The sequence below is a fragment of the Streptomyces sp. KM273126 genome, assembly GCF_004337435.2.
Taxonomy (GTDB): Bacteria; Actinomycetota; Actinomycetes; order Streptomycetales; family Streptomycetaceae; genus Streptomyces; species Streptomyces acidicola.
Genome location: NZ_SJXB02000001.1, coordinates 4,855,683 through 4,874,803, shown reverse-complemented (window position 1 = coordinate 4,874,803; position 19,121 = coordinate 4,855,683). Strand labels below are relative to the sequence as shown.

At 70.6% G+C, this 19,121-nt stretch carries 15 protein-coding genes; 2 read left to right on the top strand and 13 right to left on the bottom strand.

The window, feature by feature from the left end; genetic code table 11:
* The first annotated feature begins 131 nt into the window (after positions 1–131).
* Entirely contained in the window at positions 132–1,982 is a 1,851-nt protein-coding gene (locus E0500_RS20820) for a BTAD domain-containing putative transcriptional regulator (protein WP_165934930.1), read from the top strand.
* Between the two features lie 127 nt (positions 1,983–2,109).
* On the opposite strand, the gene E0500_RS20815 is transcribed toward E0500_RS20820, so the two are convergent.
* From E0500_RS20815 to E0500_RS20800, 4 genes are all read right to left on the bottom strand, one after another.
* Positions 2,110–3,354, bottom strand: coding sequence for an MFS transporter (locus tag E0500_RS20815; protein WP_165934929.1), 1,245 nt, complete (start codon positions 3,352–3,354; stop codon positions 2,110–2,112).
* Between the two features lie 5 nt (positions 3,355–3,359).
* The gene (locus E0500_RS44990; protein ID WP_131561582.1) at positions 3,360–4,451 is read right to left on the bottom strand and encodes a SagB/ThcOx family dehydrogenase; all 1,092 of its coding nucleotides are present in this window, start codon (positions 4,449–4,451) and stop codon (positions 3,360–3,362) included.
* 200 nt (positions 4,452–4,651) lie between these two features.
* A complete protein-coding gene (locus tag E0500_RS20805; protein ID WP_131561580.1) occupies positions 4,652–5,350 on the bottom strand; it encodes a bifunctional 2-polyprenyl-6-hydroxyphenol methylase/3-demethylubiquinol 3-O-methyltransferase UbiG in 699 nt (232 codons plus the stop codon).
* Positions 5,343–7,175: a carbamoyltransferase C-terminal domain-containing protein gene (locus E0500_RS20800; RefSeq protein ID WP_131561578.1), complete on the bottom strand. Its 1,833-nt coding sequence runs from the start codon at positions 7,173–7,175 to the stop codon at positions 5,343–5,345. The genes E0500_RS20805 and E0500_RS20800 overlap by 8 nt, the downstream gene beginning before the upstream one ends.
* 240 nt (positions 7,176–7,415) lie before the next feature.
* Between E0500_RS20800 and E0500_RS20795 the strand changes: the two genes are divergently transcribed.
* On the top strand, positions 7,416–8,636 hold the full coding sequence (locus E0500_RS20795; RefSeq protein ID WP_181587257.1) for a cytochrome P450: 1,221 nt from the start codon (positions 7,416–7,418) through the stop codon (positions 8,634–8,636).
* Here the strand turns inward: E0500_RS20795 and E0500_RS43120 are convergent.
* From E0500_RS43120 to E0500_RS20750, 9 genes are all read right to left on the bottom strand, one after another.
* Positions 8,599–10,695 (bottom strand): ABC transporter ATP-binding protein, encoded by a 2,097-nt coding sequence (locus tag E0500_RS43120; RefSeq protein ID WP_220140560.1) that lies wholly within the window; start codon positions 10,693–10,695, stop codon positions 8,599–8,601. The genes E0500_RS20795 and E0500_RS43120 overlap by 38 nt on opposite strands.
* A complete protein-coding gene (locus E0500_RS20785) occupies positions 10,695–12,479 on the bottom strand; it encodes an ABC transporter ATP-binding protein (RefSeq protein WP_131561572.1) in 1,785 nt (594 codons plus the stop codon). The genes E0500_RS43120 and E0500_RS20785 overlap by 1 nt, the downstream gene beginning before the upstream one ends.
* 93 nt (positions 12,480–12,572) lie before the next feature.
* Positions 12,573–13,376: an AfsR/SARP family transcriptional regulator gene (locus tag E0500_RS20780; protein ID WP_165934928.1), complete on the bottom strand. Its 804-nt coding sequence runs from the start codon at positions 13,374–13,376 to the stop codon at positions 12,573–12,575.
* 241 nt (positions 13,377–13,617) lie between these two features.
* Positions 13,618–13,788 carry a hypothetical protein gene (locus tag E0500_RS20775; RefSeq protein WP_165934927.1) on the bottom strand — a complete coding sequence of 57 codons (171 nt, stop codon included), beginning with the start codon at positions 13,786–13,788 and terminating at the stop codon, positions 13,618–13,620.
* A gap of 125 nt (positions 13,789–13,913) precedes the next feature.
* Positions 13,914–14,864, bottom strand: a complete 951-nt coding sequence (locus tag E0500_RS20770) for a sulfotransferase (protein ID WP_165934926.1) — start codon at positions 14,862–14,864, stop codon at positions 13,914–13,916.
* Positions 14,861–15,442 carry a hypothetical protein gene (locus E0500_RS20765; RefSeq protein WP_165934925.1) on the bottom strand — a complete coding sequence of 194 codons (582 nt, stop codon included), beginning with the start codon at positions 15,440–15,442 and terminating at the stop codon, positions 14,861–14,863. Before E0500_RS20765 ends, E0500_RS20770 begins: the two co-directional genes overlap by 4 nt.
* Positions 15,439–17,100: a hypothetical protein gene (locus E0500_RS20760; RefSeq protein WP_131561567.1), complete on the bottom strand. Its 1,662-nt coding sequence runs from the start codon at positions 17,098–17,100 to the stop codon at positions 15,439–15,441. The genes E0500_RS20765 and E0500_RS20760 overlap by 4 nt, the downstream gene beginning before the upstream one ends.
* A 74-nt stretch (positions 17,101–17,174) precedes the next feature.
* Complete coding sequence (locus E0500_RS20755; RefSeq protein ID WP_165934924.1) at positions 17,175–17,843, bottom strand: TOMM precursor leader peptide-binding protein; 669 nt, start codon at positions 17,841–17,843, stop codon at positions 17,175–17,177.
* Positions 17,822–19,096, bottom strand: a complete 1,275-nt coding sequence (locus E0500_RS20750) for a YcaO-like family protein (protein WP_131561563.1) — start codon at positions 19,094–19,096, stop codon at positions 17,822–17,824. The genes E0500_RS20755 and E0500_RS20750 overlap by 22 nt, the downstream gene beginning before the upstream one ends.
* Positions 19,097–19,121: the final 25 nt, after the last annotated feature.

The window sequence follows — 19,121 nt, the reverse complement described above, 5'->3', positions numbered from 1 at the left end:
GAGCCCCGGGGGGGCCCACCTTCCGAATCTTCGTGCGAATGCTCTTGCGAACCTTTGCATGACGGACCCATGATCACCGCATGAAATTTCATGGGGGAGAGTTCAGACTGCTGGGACGGATAGACGCCCGCGTGAACGACGTACCAGTCAAGATCGGTCGGCGCCGGGAGCGGTTGTTGCTCGGGCTGCTCCTCCTGGACATGGGGCGCTCCATTCCGGTGCGACGGCTGATCGAACTGCTGTGGACCGGTGAGGCCGTGCCGACCAGCGCCCGGGCCAGTCTGCACGCACACGTTTCGCGGCTGCGCGGCCTGTTCCAAGGAGTCGTCGCCCAGGGACAGGAGCTGACCATCGCATCCGACGGTGCCGGGTACGCGCTGCAGGCCAGTCCTCAGTGCGTCGACGTCCACCGTTTCCGGTCTCTCGTCCGCCGTGCGGACCGCGCCCCCAGCGCCACGGAGTGCACGGCACTCCTCGACCGCGCCCTCAGCGAGTGGCAGGGCCCTGTCCTGGGGAGCGATGGGCCGCAGGAGCTGGTGCACCGTCTGGGGAGCGGGCTGAACGAGATGTACCTGTCCGCCGTCACCCTGCGGGCGGAGGCGAGGCTGACGCTCGGTCAGCACAACGGCCTTCTGGAGGAACTGGCCCAGCTGGTGCAGGAACACCCGCACCACGAGCGCATCGCCCTGTTGCGCATGGGGGCGCTGTACCGCTCCGGGCGCCGGAGCGAGGCGTTGAGCGTCTACGAAGAGACCAGAGCCCGGCTGGCCGATGACCTCGGGCTGGACCCCGGCTCCGACCTGCGACGCGCACAGGAGATGATTCTGCTGGCCGACGGGACGCCGGAGGAATGGCCGCGCGGTCTGATCGGTGACCGATGGCCGGAGGCGATCACCGTGCCGGTGGGGCGGAGCGGGCTCCGGACCACAGTGGGTACAGCCCCGCCCGTCTCGTCCATCCCGACCTCGGCCGCGGGGTTCACCGGCCGGGAAGCCGAACTGCACCGAATCTCGGAACTGTCGCAAGGTGTCCGGCGCCGCGCCCCCGCGGTCGCGATCGTGGGCGCCGCGGGCAACGGCAAGACGGCACTCGCTCTGGAGTGGGCCCGCCGGCACCACGACCACTACCCGGGCGGACTGGACATCGTGGACCTGCAGGGCTACTCGACCCGGCCCGCACTCACCCCGGCCGAGGCGCTGCGCATCCTGCTGACCCGGCGCGGGTTCTCTCCCCACCGGATGCCCCACGTCATGGCCGAGTTGACGGCGCTCCACCACAGCGAGTTCGCGGGCAGCCCGAGCCTGCTCGTGCTCGACAACGCTGTCTCCGCGCAGCAGGTGCTGGCCCTGCTGCCCCCGGCTCCCGGCTCCCTCGTCCTGGTCACGAGCCGCAATCGGCTCAGCAGCCTGCTGGTGGCGGCCGATGTGGGGATGGTACAGCTCGGCACGCTGTCGCCCGGCGACGCTCACCAGGTACTCCAGCACGTCGTCGGTGCCGGCCGTACCGAGGCGGAGCCTCAGGCCGCGGCGGAGCTCGCCGCGCTGTGCGGGCATTCCCCGCTCGCGCTGCGCATCGCCGCGGCCAACCTGGTGATGCACCCTGGGTGCCGTATAGCGGACCATGCTGAGGCGTTGCGCGACGGCAACCCCATGGACTGTCTGGCGATCGCCGGCGAGAGGGACTCGTCGGTGGGGTTCTCACTCGGCCTGTCCGTCCAGCGGCTGGGGCACGAGGCGCAGGCCTTCTTCCGCGCCTTCGGATCGCTGTCCGGTCCGAAGGCCGGTCTGCCGGCGTTGGAGCGGCTGACGGGGTTGCCCCGAGCCCGGGTGTCGGAGCTGCTCGACCTCCTCTTCGCGGAGCACCTTGTCCATGTCGACGGAGCGGATCGCTTCCGCATGGACGAACTGACGTGGCAATACGCGAGGCTCCTTGCCATGGCCGAGACCCGCGGGGCCGCGGACATCTCGGACTGCGCCGCCTGATCCCGGTCAGCTGTCGTCACCCTGGCATTCCGCAGGCGTGGACAAAGGGGTACGCGGTTCCCGTCGGATTGTGCGTTCGCGCTACCCGCCGAACGCGGCACCCGCACGACGGGGCTCCCGCACGCGGTCATGCGACGGGCTCGTCCCGTGGTCGCGTGCGGGCCTTGTCGGGTCCGCCCTCTGTTCGCACCGCCCTCACGTCCGGTACGGCCAGCACCACGAGCGTCACGGCAACGATGCAGACGCCTGCCGCGGAAAGCACCCGCTCCTGCCCATACACGGAGGCGAGCGGCCCGGCCAGCATCTGGCCGAGCGGAACAGCGACCAGAGATCCGAGGACCTGATACGACGTCACCCGGGCCAGCCGGTCGGGCGCGACCCGTTCCTGGACGGCGACGGTCAGCGCGACGTTGACCTGTTCCATCGCCACACCGGCGAGGAAGGCGGCCGGTACCAGGACCGCCGCGCGGGGCTCGGCCGCCAGGGACCACGGCAGTACCGCACTGAACGAGGTCAGCAGCACACCTGTGGCCAGTGCCGCGCGGGGCTGCCAGCGCAGCGCGAGGACGCCGCCGACGACGGCGCCCACGGTCTGGGCCGCCAGCACGAACCCCCAGGTCCGCGCACTGGTGTGGGCTTCGGCCACGGCGGGGCCGATGACCTGGACACCGCCCGCCCAGATCAGCTGCCAGACACACGCGTGCAGGACGACGCTCCACAGCCAGCGGTGACGAAGGAACTCGTCCCGGCCCTCACTCAGGTCGCCGAGGAGCGAACGCCGGCCGGCGGGGCGCGGCACCGCCCCGACCTGCAACCGGCGGAAGAACAGCCCGGCCACGGCGAACGACGCGGCGTCGGCCAGGATCCCCCAACTGGGGCCCGCCCACCCGATCAGCAGACTTCCCGCGGCGGCACCGCTCACGGTGGCGAAGCTGGTGAACGTGCGCAGCAGCGCGTTGGCGCGGTGCAGCAGCTCACCGGGGACCGTCTGGGGGACCAGGGCGGTGGTGGCCGGAAGTTCGACCGCCGCGAAGGCTCCGTTCAGCGCGGAGAGGAGCATGAGCAGGGGTACCGAGGCCACCCCGCCCAGCAGGCTCAGGCCCACCGCGGTCTGCGTGAGGGCCGCGCCGAAGGCGGTGCTCTGCAGCAGCAGTCTGCGCGGCAACCGGTCCGCGAGAACACCGCCGAAGACCGTGGCCACGACTGCGGCCACCGAGCGCGCGCCGACCACCAGGCCGAGTTGGGTGACCGAGCCGGTGAGGTCGAGCACGGCGAAGGACAGCGCCACCGGAGCCATTCCGTTGCCGACGAAGCTCGCGGCGCGGCCCCACACCACGTTCCTGAAGGCGGCGTGTGCCAGAGGACCACTCACGCGGGTCACACCGGGAACGGCGCGGTCGGAAACCGGTACCGCGCAGGCAGGTCGTCGTCACCGAGTACGGGTGTGCCGCAGGCCATGGCGAACGTCGGGAACTCGTCCGGCCCCGGCAGCCCGAGGAGGCTTTCCACCTCGGTGTCCCGGAAGGCGCCGGTGATCGCCGTTCCCAGGCCGAGTGCCGCGGCGGTCATGGAGAACACCTGGGCCATGTGACCGACGTTGTGCAGCAGCACCTTGTAGGCGCGGGGGTTGCGGTACTTCCAGGACATCCGCGTCGCGAAGGCCGTGGTGAACACCCCGAAACCTGCCGCTTCGAAGAATCCCTGATGGAAGGTGAGGTGTTCCATCGTCTCGCGCGGCACGGCCTCCCGCACGGGAACGAGCCCGTGCCGGATGCCGTCGTAGCGGTAGATCCCGGCGTCCACTCCCCGCACGTTCAGGACGACGACGTAGGCTTCCGTCTCGTGCCGTGAGCCACCCGACGCGTTGGCCCGCAGCTGGAGCACACCCACGCTGCCCGCGTCGATGAAGCGGAGCGGGCCGAAACCGTAGTGGAGCAGGGTGGCGAACTCGTCGAGGGGTGTCGGGTCGCCCGAGAAATCACGGTGGGTACGCCGTCCTTCGAGTACGTCCTGGAAGGACGCCGGCATACGGGCGCGAACCCGGGGCAGGAGCAGCACCTCCTCGTCGCCCCGCGTCGCCTTGGAGTTGGCCGGCCGGGTGCGGTGGTGCAGCGCCTCGTAGTACTCGTCGATGCCCTCCGATTCCGGGCGGACGAAAGGCGTGTCGCGAATGCTCTGGTGGAACTGCCAGGCCAGCGCGCCCCATTCGCGCCACGGCCCCGGCAGCTCGTCGTTGCCGGTGTCGTTCGCGGGGACCAGGTAACCGAGTTCGCGCAGCTTCTCGACCGCCTGGGCGACGGCTCCTGAGTCGGCTGCCAGCGCCTGGACGTCGATGCCGTCCACGGCCGTGGTGAGGACGCCGACGACCGCGGGGTGCACCCTCAACCGTCCCTTGATCCTCGGACTGGAGAGGTACGTACCGTCGCCGCGGACGCTGAAGAACACCGGGTCGATCAGGCGAAGTTTCACGGTCTCTCACTCTTCGTGTGCCACGGCTGCCGGGCCGGCGCCGTCCGTGCGTGCCGTGTCCCGCGCCGACGGGCACGGGACACGGCACGCTTCAGGTTCACGGTGCCGCGTAGCAGAGGCAGGCTTCGCCCTCCTCCTCGACCACCTCGACGAGCAGGACCTCGTCGTTCGTGTTCTCCATGGAAACGCACCTCCTTTCCTCAACTCGGGATGTGCACCACGGCCGTTGCCCCGTTCGGCGACGGCGTGGCCCGCACCAGCAGGGTGGGGACATAGGCGGGATCCGGGGCCTCGACGATCCTGGTGTCGACCGTGACGAAGCCGTGCCGGGCGAGGATGTCCCGCCATTGCTCTGGGGTGTGGGCCCAGCGCACCACGGGCACCGGGGGGCCACCGTTCTTGCGGCGGATGTAGGTACCCTGCGCGCCGTAGCAGCCCTCGATCGGCGGCTCGTGGGAGAAGACGAGGAGCCCGTCCGGCGCGAGCCGCTTGCGCACGAGGGGCAGGAGGATGTCCGGGTCCGTGAACCAGACGGCGCCGTGCACCGAGCAGATGGCGTCGAAGCGCTCGTCGGTCTCCGCCAGGAAGCCCTCCGCGTCCCGCTCCACGAAGCGCAGTCCCCGTACGTCGCCCCAGCGCTCGCGGGCCTCGTCGAGCAGGACGGGTGAGAAGTCCACGCCGACCGCTCGGGCACCGCGGACCGCCAGGTGGGCGGTGTTGCGTCCGCTGCCGCAGCCGAGGTCGAGCACCGTGCGCGGCGCACCCAGGAGTTCGGGGCCCGGCCCGTGATCGGGGTACTGGGTCCAGTTGAACCAGGTGGTCTCGCCGGCCGCGTTGCGCAGGCGCGTGCCGGGCCGGCGATCGGCGAACGCGGTCCATGGGTCGCGGTGTTCAGTCATCCCGGCCGTCCTTCTGGCTGTCCTTCCGGCCTTCCTTCCGGCCTTCCTTCTTGCCGTCCTTTTTGCCGACCATGAAGCGGCCCATGACCAGTTGGTCGATCTCCGTCTTCAGGAAGCACCGCAGGGCGTCCCTCGGAGAGCAGACGATCGGTTCCCCGGCGACGTTGAACGACGTGTTGAGCAGACACGGCACACCGGTGCTCTCGGAGAAGGCGTGCAGCAGCGCGGCGAGTTCGGGGTTGGCGGCGTCGTCGACGGTCTGGATGCGGGCGGTGCCGTCCACGTGGCAGGCGCCGGGGATACGGTCCCGGTATTCGGCCCGTACCGGGAAGACGAACGTCATGTGCGGGGACGAGGTCTTCTTGCCCAGGTCGAAGATGCGCGGTGCCTCGGACGCAAGGACCACGGGCGCGAAGGGCCGGAACGGTTCGCGGTGCTTGACCCGGAGGTTGATGACGTCCTTGATGTCGGGGAACCGTGGGTCGGCGAGGATGCTGCGGTTGCCCAGCGCGCGGGGCCCGTACTCCATGCGCCCCTGGAACCAGGCCACCACCTTCTTCCCTGCCAGCAGGTCGACCGTCCGGGCGACGATCTCCGCCGCGTCCAGTTCGACCCATACGACGTCGTCCTGGTACTCGGCCAGAGCGGCAAGGATCTCCGTCTCGTCGTACGAGGGTCCGAGATAGGGAGTCCGGTTCGTCGCGGAACGCTCCGGCAGGCCCGCCACGTGGACCGCCGCGCCGATGGACACGCCCGGATCGCTGGCGCCGAAGCCGACCTCCATCGCGGCGAAGGACGATCTCTGCAGCATCTTCGTGCCGGCGACGCAGTTGAGGGCGAGACCGCCCTCGAAGAGCAGCGTGTCGAACTCGGTGGCCGCGCCGAGCACCCTGACCTGATGCGCTGTCACGGCCTCGACCATGTGCTGGGCGAGCCCCGCCACCTTGACCCGGAAGTCGAACTCCTCGCGCTTTTCACTGTCGCCGTCGAAGAGGGCGTCGAAGAAGGAGTAGTACGCCTTCTTCTCACCCGGGATGAATATGCGGTAGGAGCCGTCCTCGTACAGCTGAACCGCGTTCACCAGCAGGGGATTACGGGTCGGCGGGGGCGCGTAGGCAGCGAGTCCCATCACCTTGTATTCGTCATTGTTGGGGACGAAGCCCAGGTAGCGGGTGATTTTTCCGTAGGCCAGGGCGAGGGAGTCGTCCACACCGACGGAGCCCTGTTCGAAGACGCGCATGACGCCGCGCCGCAACTCGCCCATGACCGCGGAGTGGGCCTCGGCCCGGCCGTCGCTCACCAGAAAGGCCGCGTCGCGGACGCCGGCCAGGTAGGCGCCGCACATCAGGTGCGCCGCGTGGTGAGGGACCAGGACGAGACGGTTCGGGTCGAGCGCGTAGTCCATCCGCGTCATGAAGTCGGTGTGCACAGCGGCTCGGCCGAGCATCCCCGTGAAGAGCTCCCCGGTGCGGCTGAGCTGGTCGAACTTCGCAACAACCGGCATTTCGCCAGCCGCGATGTCCAGAATCGTCCGGTCGACGACCTCCGGGGCGAACCGCCACGGGAAGGCGAAGACGTCGACGTCATCGAGGCCGATTCCGGCCTGCTCCAGGCACCAGCGGATCGCGCGGACGGGGAAGTCGGAGGTCTTCTTGGCCCGGCTGAGCCGCTCCTCCTCGACAGCCGCCACCACCTCGCCGTCCACCACGAGGGCGGCGGAGGCGTCGTGTCCGATCAACTGATGGCGGTCCACTCCCGTCGCCCCGTACAGGTTCCCGAAGAGTTCCGCGCTCCTCGTGAATCCGTTGTAGCCGACCACGATCACTGATTTTCAACCCCCCTCGACTCCCTGCGGGCATCTGCCGCGCCCCGTCGCCACCATTCTCGTCACGTGATGTACGGGGGACATACGAAAGAGGTACCGGAAGAAGATGCCAGGAATATGACGCCCTTTCTGGGACGCCATCGGCCTGACAGGATTCGGTGACATGCCATGGCCGCATATTCCGAACCTCAGGAATCCAGGCCGCCGCTTCTCGATATTCAGGGGAGAATTCCGGTGCCGATGCCCGTCGCCGAAGCCGGCCTGACCCTCGCCGACCCGACCGCCTACGCCGACGACGACCGTCTGCACCGGGCCCTGGACCTGCTGCGGCGCGAGGCCCCCGTCCACTGGGTGACGCCCCGCGGCTACCACCCCTTCTGGGCGGTCACCCGCCATGCCGACGTCCGGGAGGTGGAGCGGCGAGGCGACGTCTTCCTGAGCGCGCCCCGGCCGATGCTTGCCCCGGCACGCACCGTCGCGCCCGGCACGGGAAGCGGGAAGAAGGAGCTGCTGCGTCCCCTGGCGCACCTGGACGACCCCGAGCACCGGGTGATGCGCGCGGTCACCGCGTCCCGGTTCTCCTCGCAGGCCGTCGCCGCGTTGCGGCCACGGATCCGGGACCTGGCCCGGCAGGCCGTGGACCGGATGGCGCGGCGGCAGGGGGAGGTCTGCGAGTTCGTCAGTGAGGTCGCCGATGTCTACGCGCTGCACGTGCTGCTTGTCCTGCTGGGACTGGACGACTCCGAGGCCGCGACGGTCGGCCGCTTCACCCCGGCGGCACGCCGGTCCATGGCACCGGAGCAACGCACCGCGGCCATGCGGGAGTTCTACACCTACTTCCTGGCGCTGACGGCGGACCGGCGCGCGCACCCCAGGGACGATCTGACGTCGGTCATCGCCAACGCACGGGTGGAGGGACGCCTTCTGGACGACCACGAGGTGCTGTCGCAGTTCGTCATCATCCTCATGGCCGGACACGACACGGCGAGCGTCACCGTCGCCGGTGGGCTACGGGCCCTGATCGAGAACCCCGGCCAGCTGAGCGCCCTGCGCGACGGTGCGGCCCGGCTGACCGACGCCGTCGAGGAGATGATCCGCTGGGTCACCCCGGTCAAGGCGTTCATGCGTACCGCCCGTGAGGACCACACCGTCGGCGGCGTGCTGATCCGTGCGGGCGAGGCCGTGCTGCTGTCCTACCCGTCCGCGAATCGCGACGAGTCGGTCTTCCCCGATCCCCATCGGTTCGATGTGTGCCGGACGCCGAACCGGCAGCTCGCCTTCGGGTACGGAGTCCACCACTGTCTGGGGGCCTCGCTGGCCCGGCTGGAGATCGAGGAGTTCTTCGCCGAGCTTCTTCCCCGCCTGGTGTCGGCCACCGTCGCGGGCTCGCCGGTGCAGCTGACGACCACCTTCTCCGGAGGGCTCAAGTTCTTTCCGGTGCGCTGTGTCCTGAAGAGCTGAGCCCGGCCTCGTACAAGTCCGCGTAGACGCCTCCCGCGGCCAGCAGTTCGGCGTGCCGGCCCCGTTCGGCGATGCGGCCGTCCGCCATCACCAGGATGGCGTCGGCGTCGCGCACCGTGGCGAGGCGGTGCGCGACGACCAGACTGGTGCGTCCGGCGCGCAGTTCGCGCATCGCCTCCTGGACCAGTGCCTCGGTGCGCGCGTCGAGGGAACTGGTCGCCTCGTCCAGGACGAGCACGGGGGCGTCTGCCAGGAAGGCGCGGGCGATGGTGATGAGCTGTTTCTCTCCCGCGCTGATCTGTGTGGCGTGCTCACTGATCAGCGAGTCGTAGCCGTCGGGCAGGGTGCGCACGAGACGGTCGAGGCGCGCGGCACGGGCCGCCGCGACAGTCTGCTCCCGGGTGACCTCGCGCGGGCTGCCGTACGCGATGTTCTCGGCGACGGTCCCGGTGAACAGCCAGGTGTCCTGCAGGACCGTGCAGACGTGTCCGCGCAGTTCACCGCGCGGCATCCGTGAGATGTCCGTCCCGTCGAGGAGGATGCGCCCGCCGTGTACTTCGTAGAAGCGCAGGAGCAGGTTGACCAGGGTGCTCTTGCCTGCACCGGTGGGCCCGACCACGGCGGTCGTGGTGCCCGGTTCGGCGGTGAGGGAGAGGTCCTGGATGAGGGGCCGTTCAGGGTCGTAGGAGAAGCGGACGCGGTCGAAGACCACCTGTCCGCGCACCGGACTCGGGGCCCTGGGGGCTGTGTCGAAAGTGGCGTCGTCCGCCCGAAGGGCGGTCCGGGCGGCGGCGATGGGGGTGCCCCCGCGCGAGCTCGGGTTCGAGCATGGGGGAGCGTGCTCTCGGCGTGCCGGGCGGAAGACCCCGTTGATGGACGGGATGTACTTGGGCTTTCGCCCGGTGCGCCGAGCGGGGGTACCTCCCACGCCCTTGAGGCAGTGGGGGAGCGTGCCAGACGTCGCCCGGCAGGCGCCACTTTCGACACAGGCCCCAGCCGCCGGCCGCGGGTCGGGCGGCTCCTCCTCGGTGTCGAGCAGTTCGAAGACCCGCTCGGCCGAGGCCACCGCCGACTGCACGAGGTTGGCCGTGCCCGCGAACTGGCCGAGCGGCTGGCCCAGCAGCCGGGCGTACTGCACGAACGCCTGCACGGTGCCGATGCTCAGGGCACCGGCGGCCACGCGCAGCCCGCCCACCACGGCGATGAGGACGAAGGTGAGGCTCGCGACCGAGGCCATCCCCACCGGTATCAGGCCCGACACGTACTGGGCCTTCAGGCTCGCCCGGTGGAAGTCCCCGTTGTGCCGGGCGAACCGTCGCTCGGCCTGTTCCCGGTGGTCGAAGACGGTGACCAGCGCATGTCCCGAGTACGTCTCCTCGGCGTACCCGGTGAGCGCGCCCATGGCGGCGCGCTGGGCCTTGAACTGCCGCTGGGCGCGACGGGCCAGGCGTGCCGCGACGGTCCCGGAGAGCGGCACGGTGACGAGGGCGACGAGGGTGAGCAAAGGCGAGGTCCAGCTCATCACGACAACGACACCCACCGCCGTCAGCGTGGAGCCGACGAGCTGACCGAGCGTCTGCTGCAGGGACTGCGCGATGTTGTCGACGTCGTGCGTGGCCCGGCTGAGGGTGTCGCCGCGCGGACGGCCGTCGAGGTGGCTCAACGGCAGGTGCGCCGTCTTGCGTTCGACGCGGGCGCGCAGGTCGTGCACGAGGTGGCCGATGACCCGGAGGGTGACCCGGGCTTGCAGCAGCGCGCAGACCGCGGCGCCGGTGTACACCAGAAGCGCCCAGCACAGGACCCGGCCCACGGCTCCGAACGGGACACCGGAGGCGGCCGGGGCGCCGGGCGATCCGCCGACGACGAGATCGGTGGCATGCCCGAGAAGTCTCGGTCCGAGCGCGGTGAGCCCGGCCGAGGCGGCGCCGAGGGCCAGCGCGAACAGGACCGTACGGCGCCGGGGCGCGAGCAGACCGAGCAGGCGGATCGCGGTCCGCCGGAACGTGGTCGGCCGTCGCCCTTCCGGCCCGGAGCGGGAACCGTTGCGGCCGACGGCCACTAGGCGGCCTCCCCGCTCGTCGCGGCCAGCACGATCTCCCGGTATGCCGGGCAGGAATCGAGCAGGTCGACATGCGGGCCGATGCCGACGAGCCGTCCCTCGTCGAGCACCACGACGCGGTCGGCGGCACGCAGGGCCGAGACCCGCTGGGTGACGACCACCGCGGTCATCGCCTCGCCGTCCAGGGCCGTTAGCAGTCGCACCTCCGTGGCCTGGTCGAGCGCCGAGAAGGGGTCGTCGAGGAGGCAGACGGCGGGCCGGTGCACCAGGGCCCTGGCGACGGCCAGCCGCTGCCGCTGTCCTCCGGAGAAGTTTCTCCCACCCTGCAGCACCGGGGCGTCGAGGCCGCCCGGCAGCCCGGCCACGAAGGCGTCGGCGCAGGCCGTGCGCAGCGCCCGCCACAGTTCCTCGTCGCAGGCGCCGGGTTTCGCATACCGGAGGTTGGAAGCGACGGTGCCCGAGAAGAGGTGAGGATGCTGCGGCGCGTAGCCGATCGCGCCGGCCAGGTCGCCCCGGCCGAGCGCGCGTACGTCCGTGCCGCCGAGACGGACGGCCCCGGGCGTCGGGTCGAACCTGCGCACCATCAGGCCGAGCAGCGTGGATTTGCCGGCCCCGGCGGATCCGGTGACGGCGACGACCTCGCCGGCCCGCACGGTCAGTGTGATGTCCCGGAGCACCGGTTCCTCGGCGCCCGGATACCGGAATCCGACGCCCCGCAGCTCCAGGGTCTCTTTCCTTCGCCCCGCCGGGCCCACGCCGCCTGGGAAGGCGGCAGGGGAAACAGGCCCTGGCCGTCCGGACCGCGGTGCGTCGGGTCCGGCGGTCGGGGACGGGCGTGCTGCCGTGCCCAGTGCCTCCCCGATCCGCTCCGCACTCACCTCGGCGCGGGGCAGCAGGACGAACAGGGATCCCGCCGCCATCACCGATGTCAGGATCTGGGTGAGGTAGGTGAGGAAGGCCGTCAGGGCGCCGACCCGCAGGGTGCCGTCGGCCATGCGGTGTCCGCCGACCCACACCACGACGACCGCGGAGGCGTTGACGACCAGCATGACGACGGGGAGCAGGACGGCCATCAGTCGTCCGGACCGCAGCGCCGCGTCCAGCAGGTCGGTGTTGGCCCGGTCGAACCTCGCGCGCTCATGGGTCTCCCGCACGAAGGCCCGGATCACCCGCACTCCGGTGATCTGCTCGCGCAGGACGCGGTGGGTGACGTCGAGGTGGTGCTGCAGGTCCCGGAAGAGCGGGCGGGCCCGGCGCACGGCCCACCCGACGGCCAGTGCCAGCAGGGGTGCCACGACCGCGACGATTCCGGACAGCGCCACATCCTGCCGCAACGCCATGACGATTCCTCCGAGGCACATCAAGGGTGCCGTGACCATGACCGTGCACGCGGTGAGGCAGAACATCTGCACCTGCTGGACGTCGCCGGTGGTACGCATGACGAGGGAGGACACGCCGAGGCGGCCCACCTCGTGCTCGGCGCAGGCCAGGGTCCGGCCGAAGACGGCCGCACGCAGCTCCCGGCCAACGTCCAGGGCGGTGCGGGCGCCGAGCCAGGCGGCACCGCCGGAAGCCGCCAGCTGCACCACGGTGGCGGCCGCCATCCAGGCCCCGATGCGCAGGACGTGGCCGACGTCTCCGGCCACCACTCCCCGGTCGACAAGATCGGCGTTGAGGGCCGGCAGGCACAGGGCGGCCGTGGTCTGTGTCAGCTGAAACGCCAGGATCAGGGCGATCGGAGGGAGGCGCCGTCGGACATGTGTACGCAGCAGGCTCGTCAGCACAGCGCCCTTCCCTCCTCCCAGACCTCTGCGTCCGCTCAGACTCAGACCTCTGTGTCCACTCAGACCTGTCAGTCCTGTCAGTCCTCTGCGTCCTCAACGCCGCCGCGCGTGCGCCGGACCGGTGAGCTGGTCCTGCAGTGCCAGGTCCGGGACCGGCTCGCTGCTGAGCATCTGTTGCTGGAGATTGCGCAGTTCGGTGAGGGGTTCCATGCCCAGCTCCTGCACCAGTCGGCTGCGCAGCGAACGGTACAGATCCAGCGCCTCACTGCGGCGTCCGCAGCGGTAGAGGGCGGTCATGAGCTGGGCGTGCAGGCCCTCGCGCAAGGGATGGAGAAGGACCAGCCGGCTCAGGTCGGTCACCACCTCGGCGGGGCGCCCGAGTTGGAGCAGTGCGCCGAAGCGTTCCTCCATGACGGTCAGCCGGACTTCTTCCAGGCGGGCCGTTTCCGCATCGGCGAACGGACCACTCGCCCCGGTGAGGGCGGTGCCGTGCCACAGGGCCAGGGCCTCGTCGTACGCGTTCAGGGCCGCGCCCGGAACCCCGTTGATCACCGCCTCCCGCGCCTGCCGGACCATGGCGAGGAAGACGTTCAGGTCGAGTTGGCCGTCCTCGACGCGGATCACGTATCCCGACGGCTTCGTCTGGATACCGTCGAACCCGTGACGGGACAGTGATCGTCGCAGTTCGGAGACGAGAGTGCGCACCCGCGTCTCAGGGGCCACGGGCAGCGGCCTCCCCCACACCGCGTCCATCAGGCGCGTGTTGGTCACCGTGCAGTTGGCCTGAAGTAACAGCACTGCCAGCAAAGACCGCTGTTTCCCGCTGAGCCGGACGAAATCCGTGCCGATCCGGGCTTCCACCACACCAAGAATCTGGAACGTCAAGGAACTTGACATCAAAACAACCTCCCCGTTGTTCGCGAAACTCCCAGTTCGTCTGCCGCCCCGAATCGCCCGGCGCGCCGCTTTGACAAAGGGAATCCGACGGCCCCAACCCTGGCAGCAAGATCTAGCCATCGGCTTGCCGTCCCCTTGTCACGGCACCGCGAACAGAGAACGGAACGCGATATTCCCGATCTTGCGAAATCCGGAATACCGCGCTCCATTCAGTGCGTTGTCACTCAGCTGCCCGAGGCACTCAGATGCCCGGCTCGGGCGCGGCCGGCGATGTGGTGCAGCACACGCCGCTGGTACCACCGGTCGGCCAGCAGTCGGTCCAACCCGGGCTCTCCTCGATACCCATCAGGGCCGTTACCACGAGCGACTCCCAGCCGGACTCGGACACATCACGAATCGTGAACCTGGACACGGAAAATCTCCTTTCTGTTCTTTTCATCTCGGACCGGTCGGACACCTCCGCCTCGGGGCGGAGACCTGACCGGTGAAAACCACCGGAAACTCGTCACCGGAATTTCCTTTCTCTTACGGGCGGGCTCAGTAGCCCAATTCGTGTGCCAGCACCGCCATTCGTCTGCACATCTCCTCCGGCAAGTCCCATTCCGGGTCGAATGTCACCGGACCGGGATCCGGGACAGGCCTGAGGTCAGGGGCGCTGAAGAACTTGTGGTCGCCTCCGAACAGCCCACCCGTAGGGCCGTTGTTGGCGAACAACCACGACTCGGGGTGCACCATGCGGTCGATGACCGCTTCGTCACTCTCCAGTTCGAGCCAGTCGAGGATCCGGCGCAGCCACACCCGGGGCTCGTTGACCAGATCCTCGCCGCGGACCCGCATCCACTGCCGCTGCGGCAGTTCGCCGAGCGTCCGCATGATCCGCCGGTGTGACAGGTACCAGGAAGAAGCGGCTCCGACCACGCGCACCTTCCGGTGCGTGAGGTATTGCTGGTTCTGGTTGTGCATCGAGCGCTGGGTCGTCACGGGGTGCCGCGTCAGGTGGATATAGCGGGCCCTCGGATAGCTGCGCAGGCACCGGTCGAGGGAGTCGTCCGTGGCCACCGTGTCGGGCGATTTCTCCACCCCGACCTGCGGGCTGACCAGATCCAGCAGGTGATCCAGGATCATGGGCATCGGCCAGTCGGGGCGCTCCCTCAGCCACTCTTCGGCTCGGGCGACCGCCTCCGCCGTCTGTTCACCCTCGTGGAGTTGGGCGATGGCACGGCAGACCCCGCTCAAGCGGGTCCTGCGGTATTCCGGCGGGAACCGCTCCGCCTCCGTGCCGTCCTCGCCGACGAGATCGCGCACCGTCTCGTTGGCGAAGACCAGCATCTCGGGAAAGCCGAAGATCCGCGGGTGCCCCGCCAGGAGGGCCAGAGTGATCGTGGAGAACGAACGGGGCGGGGAGAGGATGAAGAGGGGATCCGGGTGCCCTGCGACAACGGGTTCGGTGTCATGGGGCGCTCCGCCCGCGGGAACTGTTGCTGTCATGTGGGGCTCCCATCGAGAGGGCCGGCGGAGACGGTCACCAGATGGCGCATCCCCGGATGCGGGCGTCGGACGGCCGAGGTCACGGGACGGTGGCTGCCGGTGTGGATCCGGGTACCCCGCCGCGGGCAGGAGACCGCGAGCCGAAGGGCGTGTGCGAGAGCTCCGGCCCCCGCCAGCAGTTCCGGGTAGACCGCACCGGCCCGCGGGCCGCGCATTCTCCCGAAATCGGCGCAGACGAGGAAGAGCCACCCCACGTCCGGGCACGCGTCGGCGAGAACCCCTGTCCATGAGGACTCCGCCTCGAACGGTGCCACCGCGTCGACCGTGGCGAACGCGGCGCGCGGCACGCCCGGTCCGGCGTGGCCCGTCACCGCGACGATCCCGTACGGAGTCTGGTCCGGTACCGCCAGCCTGTGGAACCGGAACGCGGTCTGCAGCGCAGCCGCCACTTCCCGTACGACGGCCGCGGGTTCGTCCGCCCGGTGCCGGCGCTCCGGCTCCCGACGCGGGGCGGACCGCGCGCTACGGCACGCGTTTTCCACCGCGGCGACCGCGTCGGCCATCGACGGCGGCGTCATCCGTGCACCGCCTCTGTTCCCGGGCCGCCCAGCAGTCCGGCCACCGCAGCCACGCTCTCTCTCGTCGGGTCGAGTTCGAGGACCGCCGGCAGGTGGTCGCTCCAGCCGAGTTCAAAAGAGAGCGGGATCCGGAGCTCCCGTGCCGCGGATGCCAGTCGCATCGCCGCGATTCCGGCATCCAGGTGCGCCAGACGCCGGGCACCGTCCCCGAACTCCGCGGCGAGCGGACCGGCGTCCGCGACGAGCACGATCACCGCATCCAGGCAGGCCACATCCGGCCCGGAGGACAGCACGGCAGGTCTCCACGGCGGGGAGTCGGCTCGCACGGACAACAGCCGGTGGCCGGCCTCGTCGTACAGAAAGACCTGTCCGGGCAGGTCGAGGCAAGAAAGGTCCGCCAGGACGTAGGCATTGACGGAGACCGGACTGTTCTCATCCGGCCTGTCCATCCCGCCAGCCTCGTCGGCCCCGTCCGCTCCATCTGCCCCGTCCGGGCCCCGGTCGGCGCCGTACGCGGCGGTCGTGCCCGCCGTATGCGGCAGAAGCGCCGAGAGTGCCGTAACCGGATCGCCCGCGCCGGGGTGCCCGTCGGGCCGGCGGGGCGACGGTGGGCCTGGTCGTCCCTGCAGCCGCCCCCCGGGCGATGTGTGCAGCGTGACGCGGCGCCGGGACGCCTGTCGCATCTGCTGACGCCGGGGAGCGAGCAGACGCGGTGCGGGCATCAGCCGACCGGGCGGGAGCGCCAGGTGCCATTCATACGCCTCGATGAACCGTACGGCGTCGTCCACCGCCCCGCCTTGGGAATCCCCGCCGCAGGAATCCCCGCAGAGTTCGCACGAGGGGTCGGGCGCGAAGAGGTGACGCTCCGTACGATCGCCCGCGGTGGTGGTGCGCACCCGTGCGCCGAGGGTCGTCACCGGCGTCGTCCGCGCGAGGACGGCAAGCACTTCCATGGCCGCGGCCGAGGCCAACAGCGCCCGCGCGCCGCCCTCGACGCCCACGGCCCCACCGCCACGGCGGAAGCAGCCGACGCACGCCGACTCGCCCGGCCAGAACAGTGGTCCCACCTCGACCCCGCCGTCTCCCGTCGCGAGCCGCAGGACGGGGACGCCGTCCGCCCAGGCCGTGGCCACCCAGTCCTCCAGGCGCCCCGGAGCACCGGGCCGGTCGGCGACCACGACAAGGTCGCAGCCCTGGGGGACTCCGCCGCCGACTCCAACGCCGCCTCCGGTGGACACCCTGCCGACCCCGCCGGCGGTCAGGTCCTCCGCCAGCATCCGCGTCAGCGGCTCCTCGGCGACCAGCAGCACATGAGACCGGGAGAGCTCGCCCAGCACCGACGCACCGGACGCGTGCCCACCCGTGAGGGCAGCCGTGCGCGAGTAGTACGTGACGGTCTGCTCCGGCACGTCCTCCCCCAGGTTCTCCTCCTGCGCGGTGCTGCCCGACTCCAGTACGCCCCAGTCGTCCAGCAGCTCCAGCGCCTGGGTGAGGTCGGCGGGCTCGACGGCGAGCAGGGCGCACAGTTCGTCCGGGCAGTACCGTCCGTCCAGCAGGGGCAGCAGCGCACGGACGAATCCGGAGGCGGCCTCGCCGCTCAACAGCATCCGGTGCGGGCCGCCCTCCAGTACGAGCCCCCCGGGAGCGTCGACGAGCACCAGCCCACGGCAGAGGGCAGGACGTGCCCGACCACCGACCCGCACGGCTCCCGAAGCCGGCGCACCCCCGCTCATCACAGCGCCTCCGAGGGATCACGACGCGGCGACCGGGCGGGCGGAGCCTGCGGAACCGGCTGAGCCGGCAGAACCGCTCTGAGGCGCTCCAGACCCGCGTCCGGGGCACCGCGGACACTGCAGCGCGTACAGCCGTGACACGGCACGACGCGGTGTGCCTCGACACCCCACTCCCGGAGCCGAATGGTGCTCACCAGCCCCGTACCGGTGCCGGGCGCGCCGTCCACGTACGCCGCCGCGACGGAGCCTGCCGCCCTGGCATGGTGGGGCAGGAATCCACCGGGTCCGCAGTGCGGATCGCGGTCGTAACGGTCCGTCAGGAGCGAGGTCGTCCGCGCCTGGAGGTCGTGCTGGCTGCGCCTGCGCCGGTAGCAGCCGAAACAGGGGGCGTACGGAGGGCGGACCAGAGGGCCGACCCGGACGGCCGCGGTTTCCAGGACGACCGGGAGCCAGCTCCGTCCGGCGTCGTGCGCCAGCGAGTCGATCTCCTCGCAGAGCGCGGGCTCGGGCCGCCAGGCGGCCAGGACGACGAGGCCGCTGAACTCACGGAAGGCGTACCGGAGTTCGGATGGGGAGAGCACCTCGATTCCGGGACGGGTCTCGGTGAGCAATCGGCCGACCCGCTCGCCGAAGGCTCCGGTGGCGATCACAGGAAAGGCTGGGGCCACGGGTTCAACTCCTCCTCCGGTCGGCTGGGACATCCCATGGCAACGGGCGCCGAGTACAGGCGCGGATGGGCCCGGTACTGCCCGTACCGGTGAAAGGTCAGGGGTTGCAGCCCCGGTACGACCACGCACACGGCCGTCAGTCCCGCCGCCGCCAGCTCGCGCGTGGTCCGGTCGACGGCCACGGCCCGCATGCCCCGCTCCGAGAGGGCGCCGACCACCTGCGCCAGGGCCTGACCCGCATGCCGGGGCAGGCTCGTACCGTCCTCGGCCCGGCGGGTGCGGCTCTGCTCCAGCAGGAAGTCGAAGGCGTGCCGCCGCTCCGGCCTGCCCATGACCTGCGCTCCGGCCATGACCAGGGCGTACGCGCCGGGATCGGGGCGATGGAACACGGCACGCGCGGGAATGGCTTCGAGCAGGGCCTTCTGAGCCGCCTCGGTGAGGTCGTGGCCGACGGCGCAACCGACCGAGCGGCGGCAGGAGTCGTCGTACTCGGCGACCTGCACGCAGTAGACGGCAGGCACTCCGATATCCGTCGTCGCGTCATAGAAGTGCGTCGTGACGAAGTGCCGTTCGCAGTGGGCGAGCAGTGCGGAGAGCTCCGCTGTGGGACGCGTGAACTCGATGCGCGGCAGCGGCAGCATCTGCAGCCAGACGAGCGCTGCGGAGTCCCGCTCGCACACCTCGCACAGACCGCGCAGCAGGGCCTCGGCCGGGTCGGAGTGCACCGCGTAGCCCGTGGAGATGCGGTTCCAGAAGCGCTCCGCAGGGGCGAGGCGGCGCATGCCGTGACGCGCCATCACGGACGGCACCCACACCGCCTCTCCCGAGGCCATGTCGAGCCCCCGCTGCCATCGGATGGGCTCATCGGCCCGGAAGGGTACGACCGGGCAGTGACCGCTCGCGTATTCGGTCTCCGAGCAACGGGGCACGGCCGTCATGTCCAGCACCGGCCCGTCCAGTTCCGCGACAGTCGCCCATCGTTCCCCGCTGCCGGGAAAGTCGGCGCCCGCGTAGCGTTCGGCGGCCTCGGCGACGGCGATCAGCTCCGCGCCACCCGGACCGGCCAGGCTGCGGCCCGAGCCGCGGAACTCCTCGGGCCGTTCGACGCCCGGCGCACCGTTCACCCTGGCCGAGGCAAGGTACAGCCCCGTCAGGCCCCGGACAGGTGCTCCGGGCAGCACCTCGGAGACGACGCCGTACGGAGAGACGAGTGCGCGCACGCCCGCCGCCAGCTCCGGTGAAAACCCGCCCATGCTCCTCCCTTTCCTCTGTGGTGCC

Bases quoted from the DNA above. Each gene is read 5' to 3' on its own strand.
- E0500_RS20750 (WP_131561563.1), bottom strand. From the start codon at position 19,096: ATGGGCGGGTTTTCACCGGAGCTGGCGGCGGGCGTGCGCGCACTCGTC.
- E0500_RS20795 (WP_181587257.1), top strand. From the start codon at position 7,416: ATGCCCGTCGCCGAAGCCGGCCTGACCCTCGCCGACCCGACCGCCTAC.
- E0500_RS20780 (WP_165934928.1), bottom strand. From the start codon at position 13,376: ATGTCAAGTTCCTTGACGTTCCAGATTCTTGGTGTGGTGGAAGCCCGG.
- E0500_RS20765 (WP_165934925.1), bottom strand. From the start codon at position 15,442: ATGACGCCGCCGTCGATGGCCGACGCGGTCGCCGCGGTGGAAAACGCG.
- E0500_RS20805 (WP_131561580.1), bottom strand. From the start codon at position 5,350: ATGACTGAACACCGCGACCCATGGACCGCGTTCGCCGATCGCCGGCCC.
- E0500_RS20770 (WP_165934926.1), bottom strand. From the start codon at position 14,864: ATGACAGCAACAGTTCCCGCGGGCGGAGCGCCCCATGACACCGAACCC.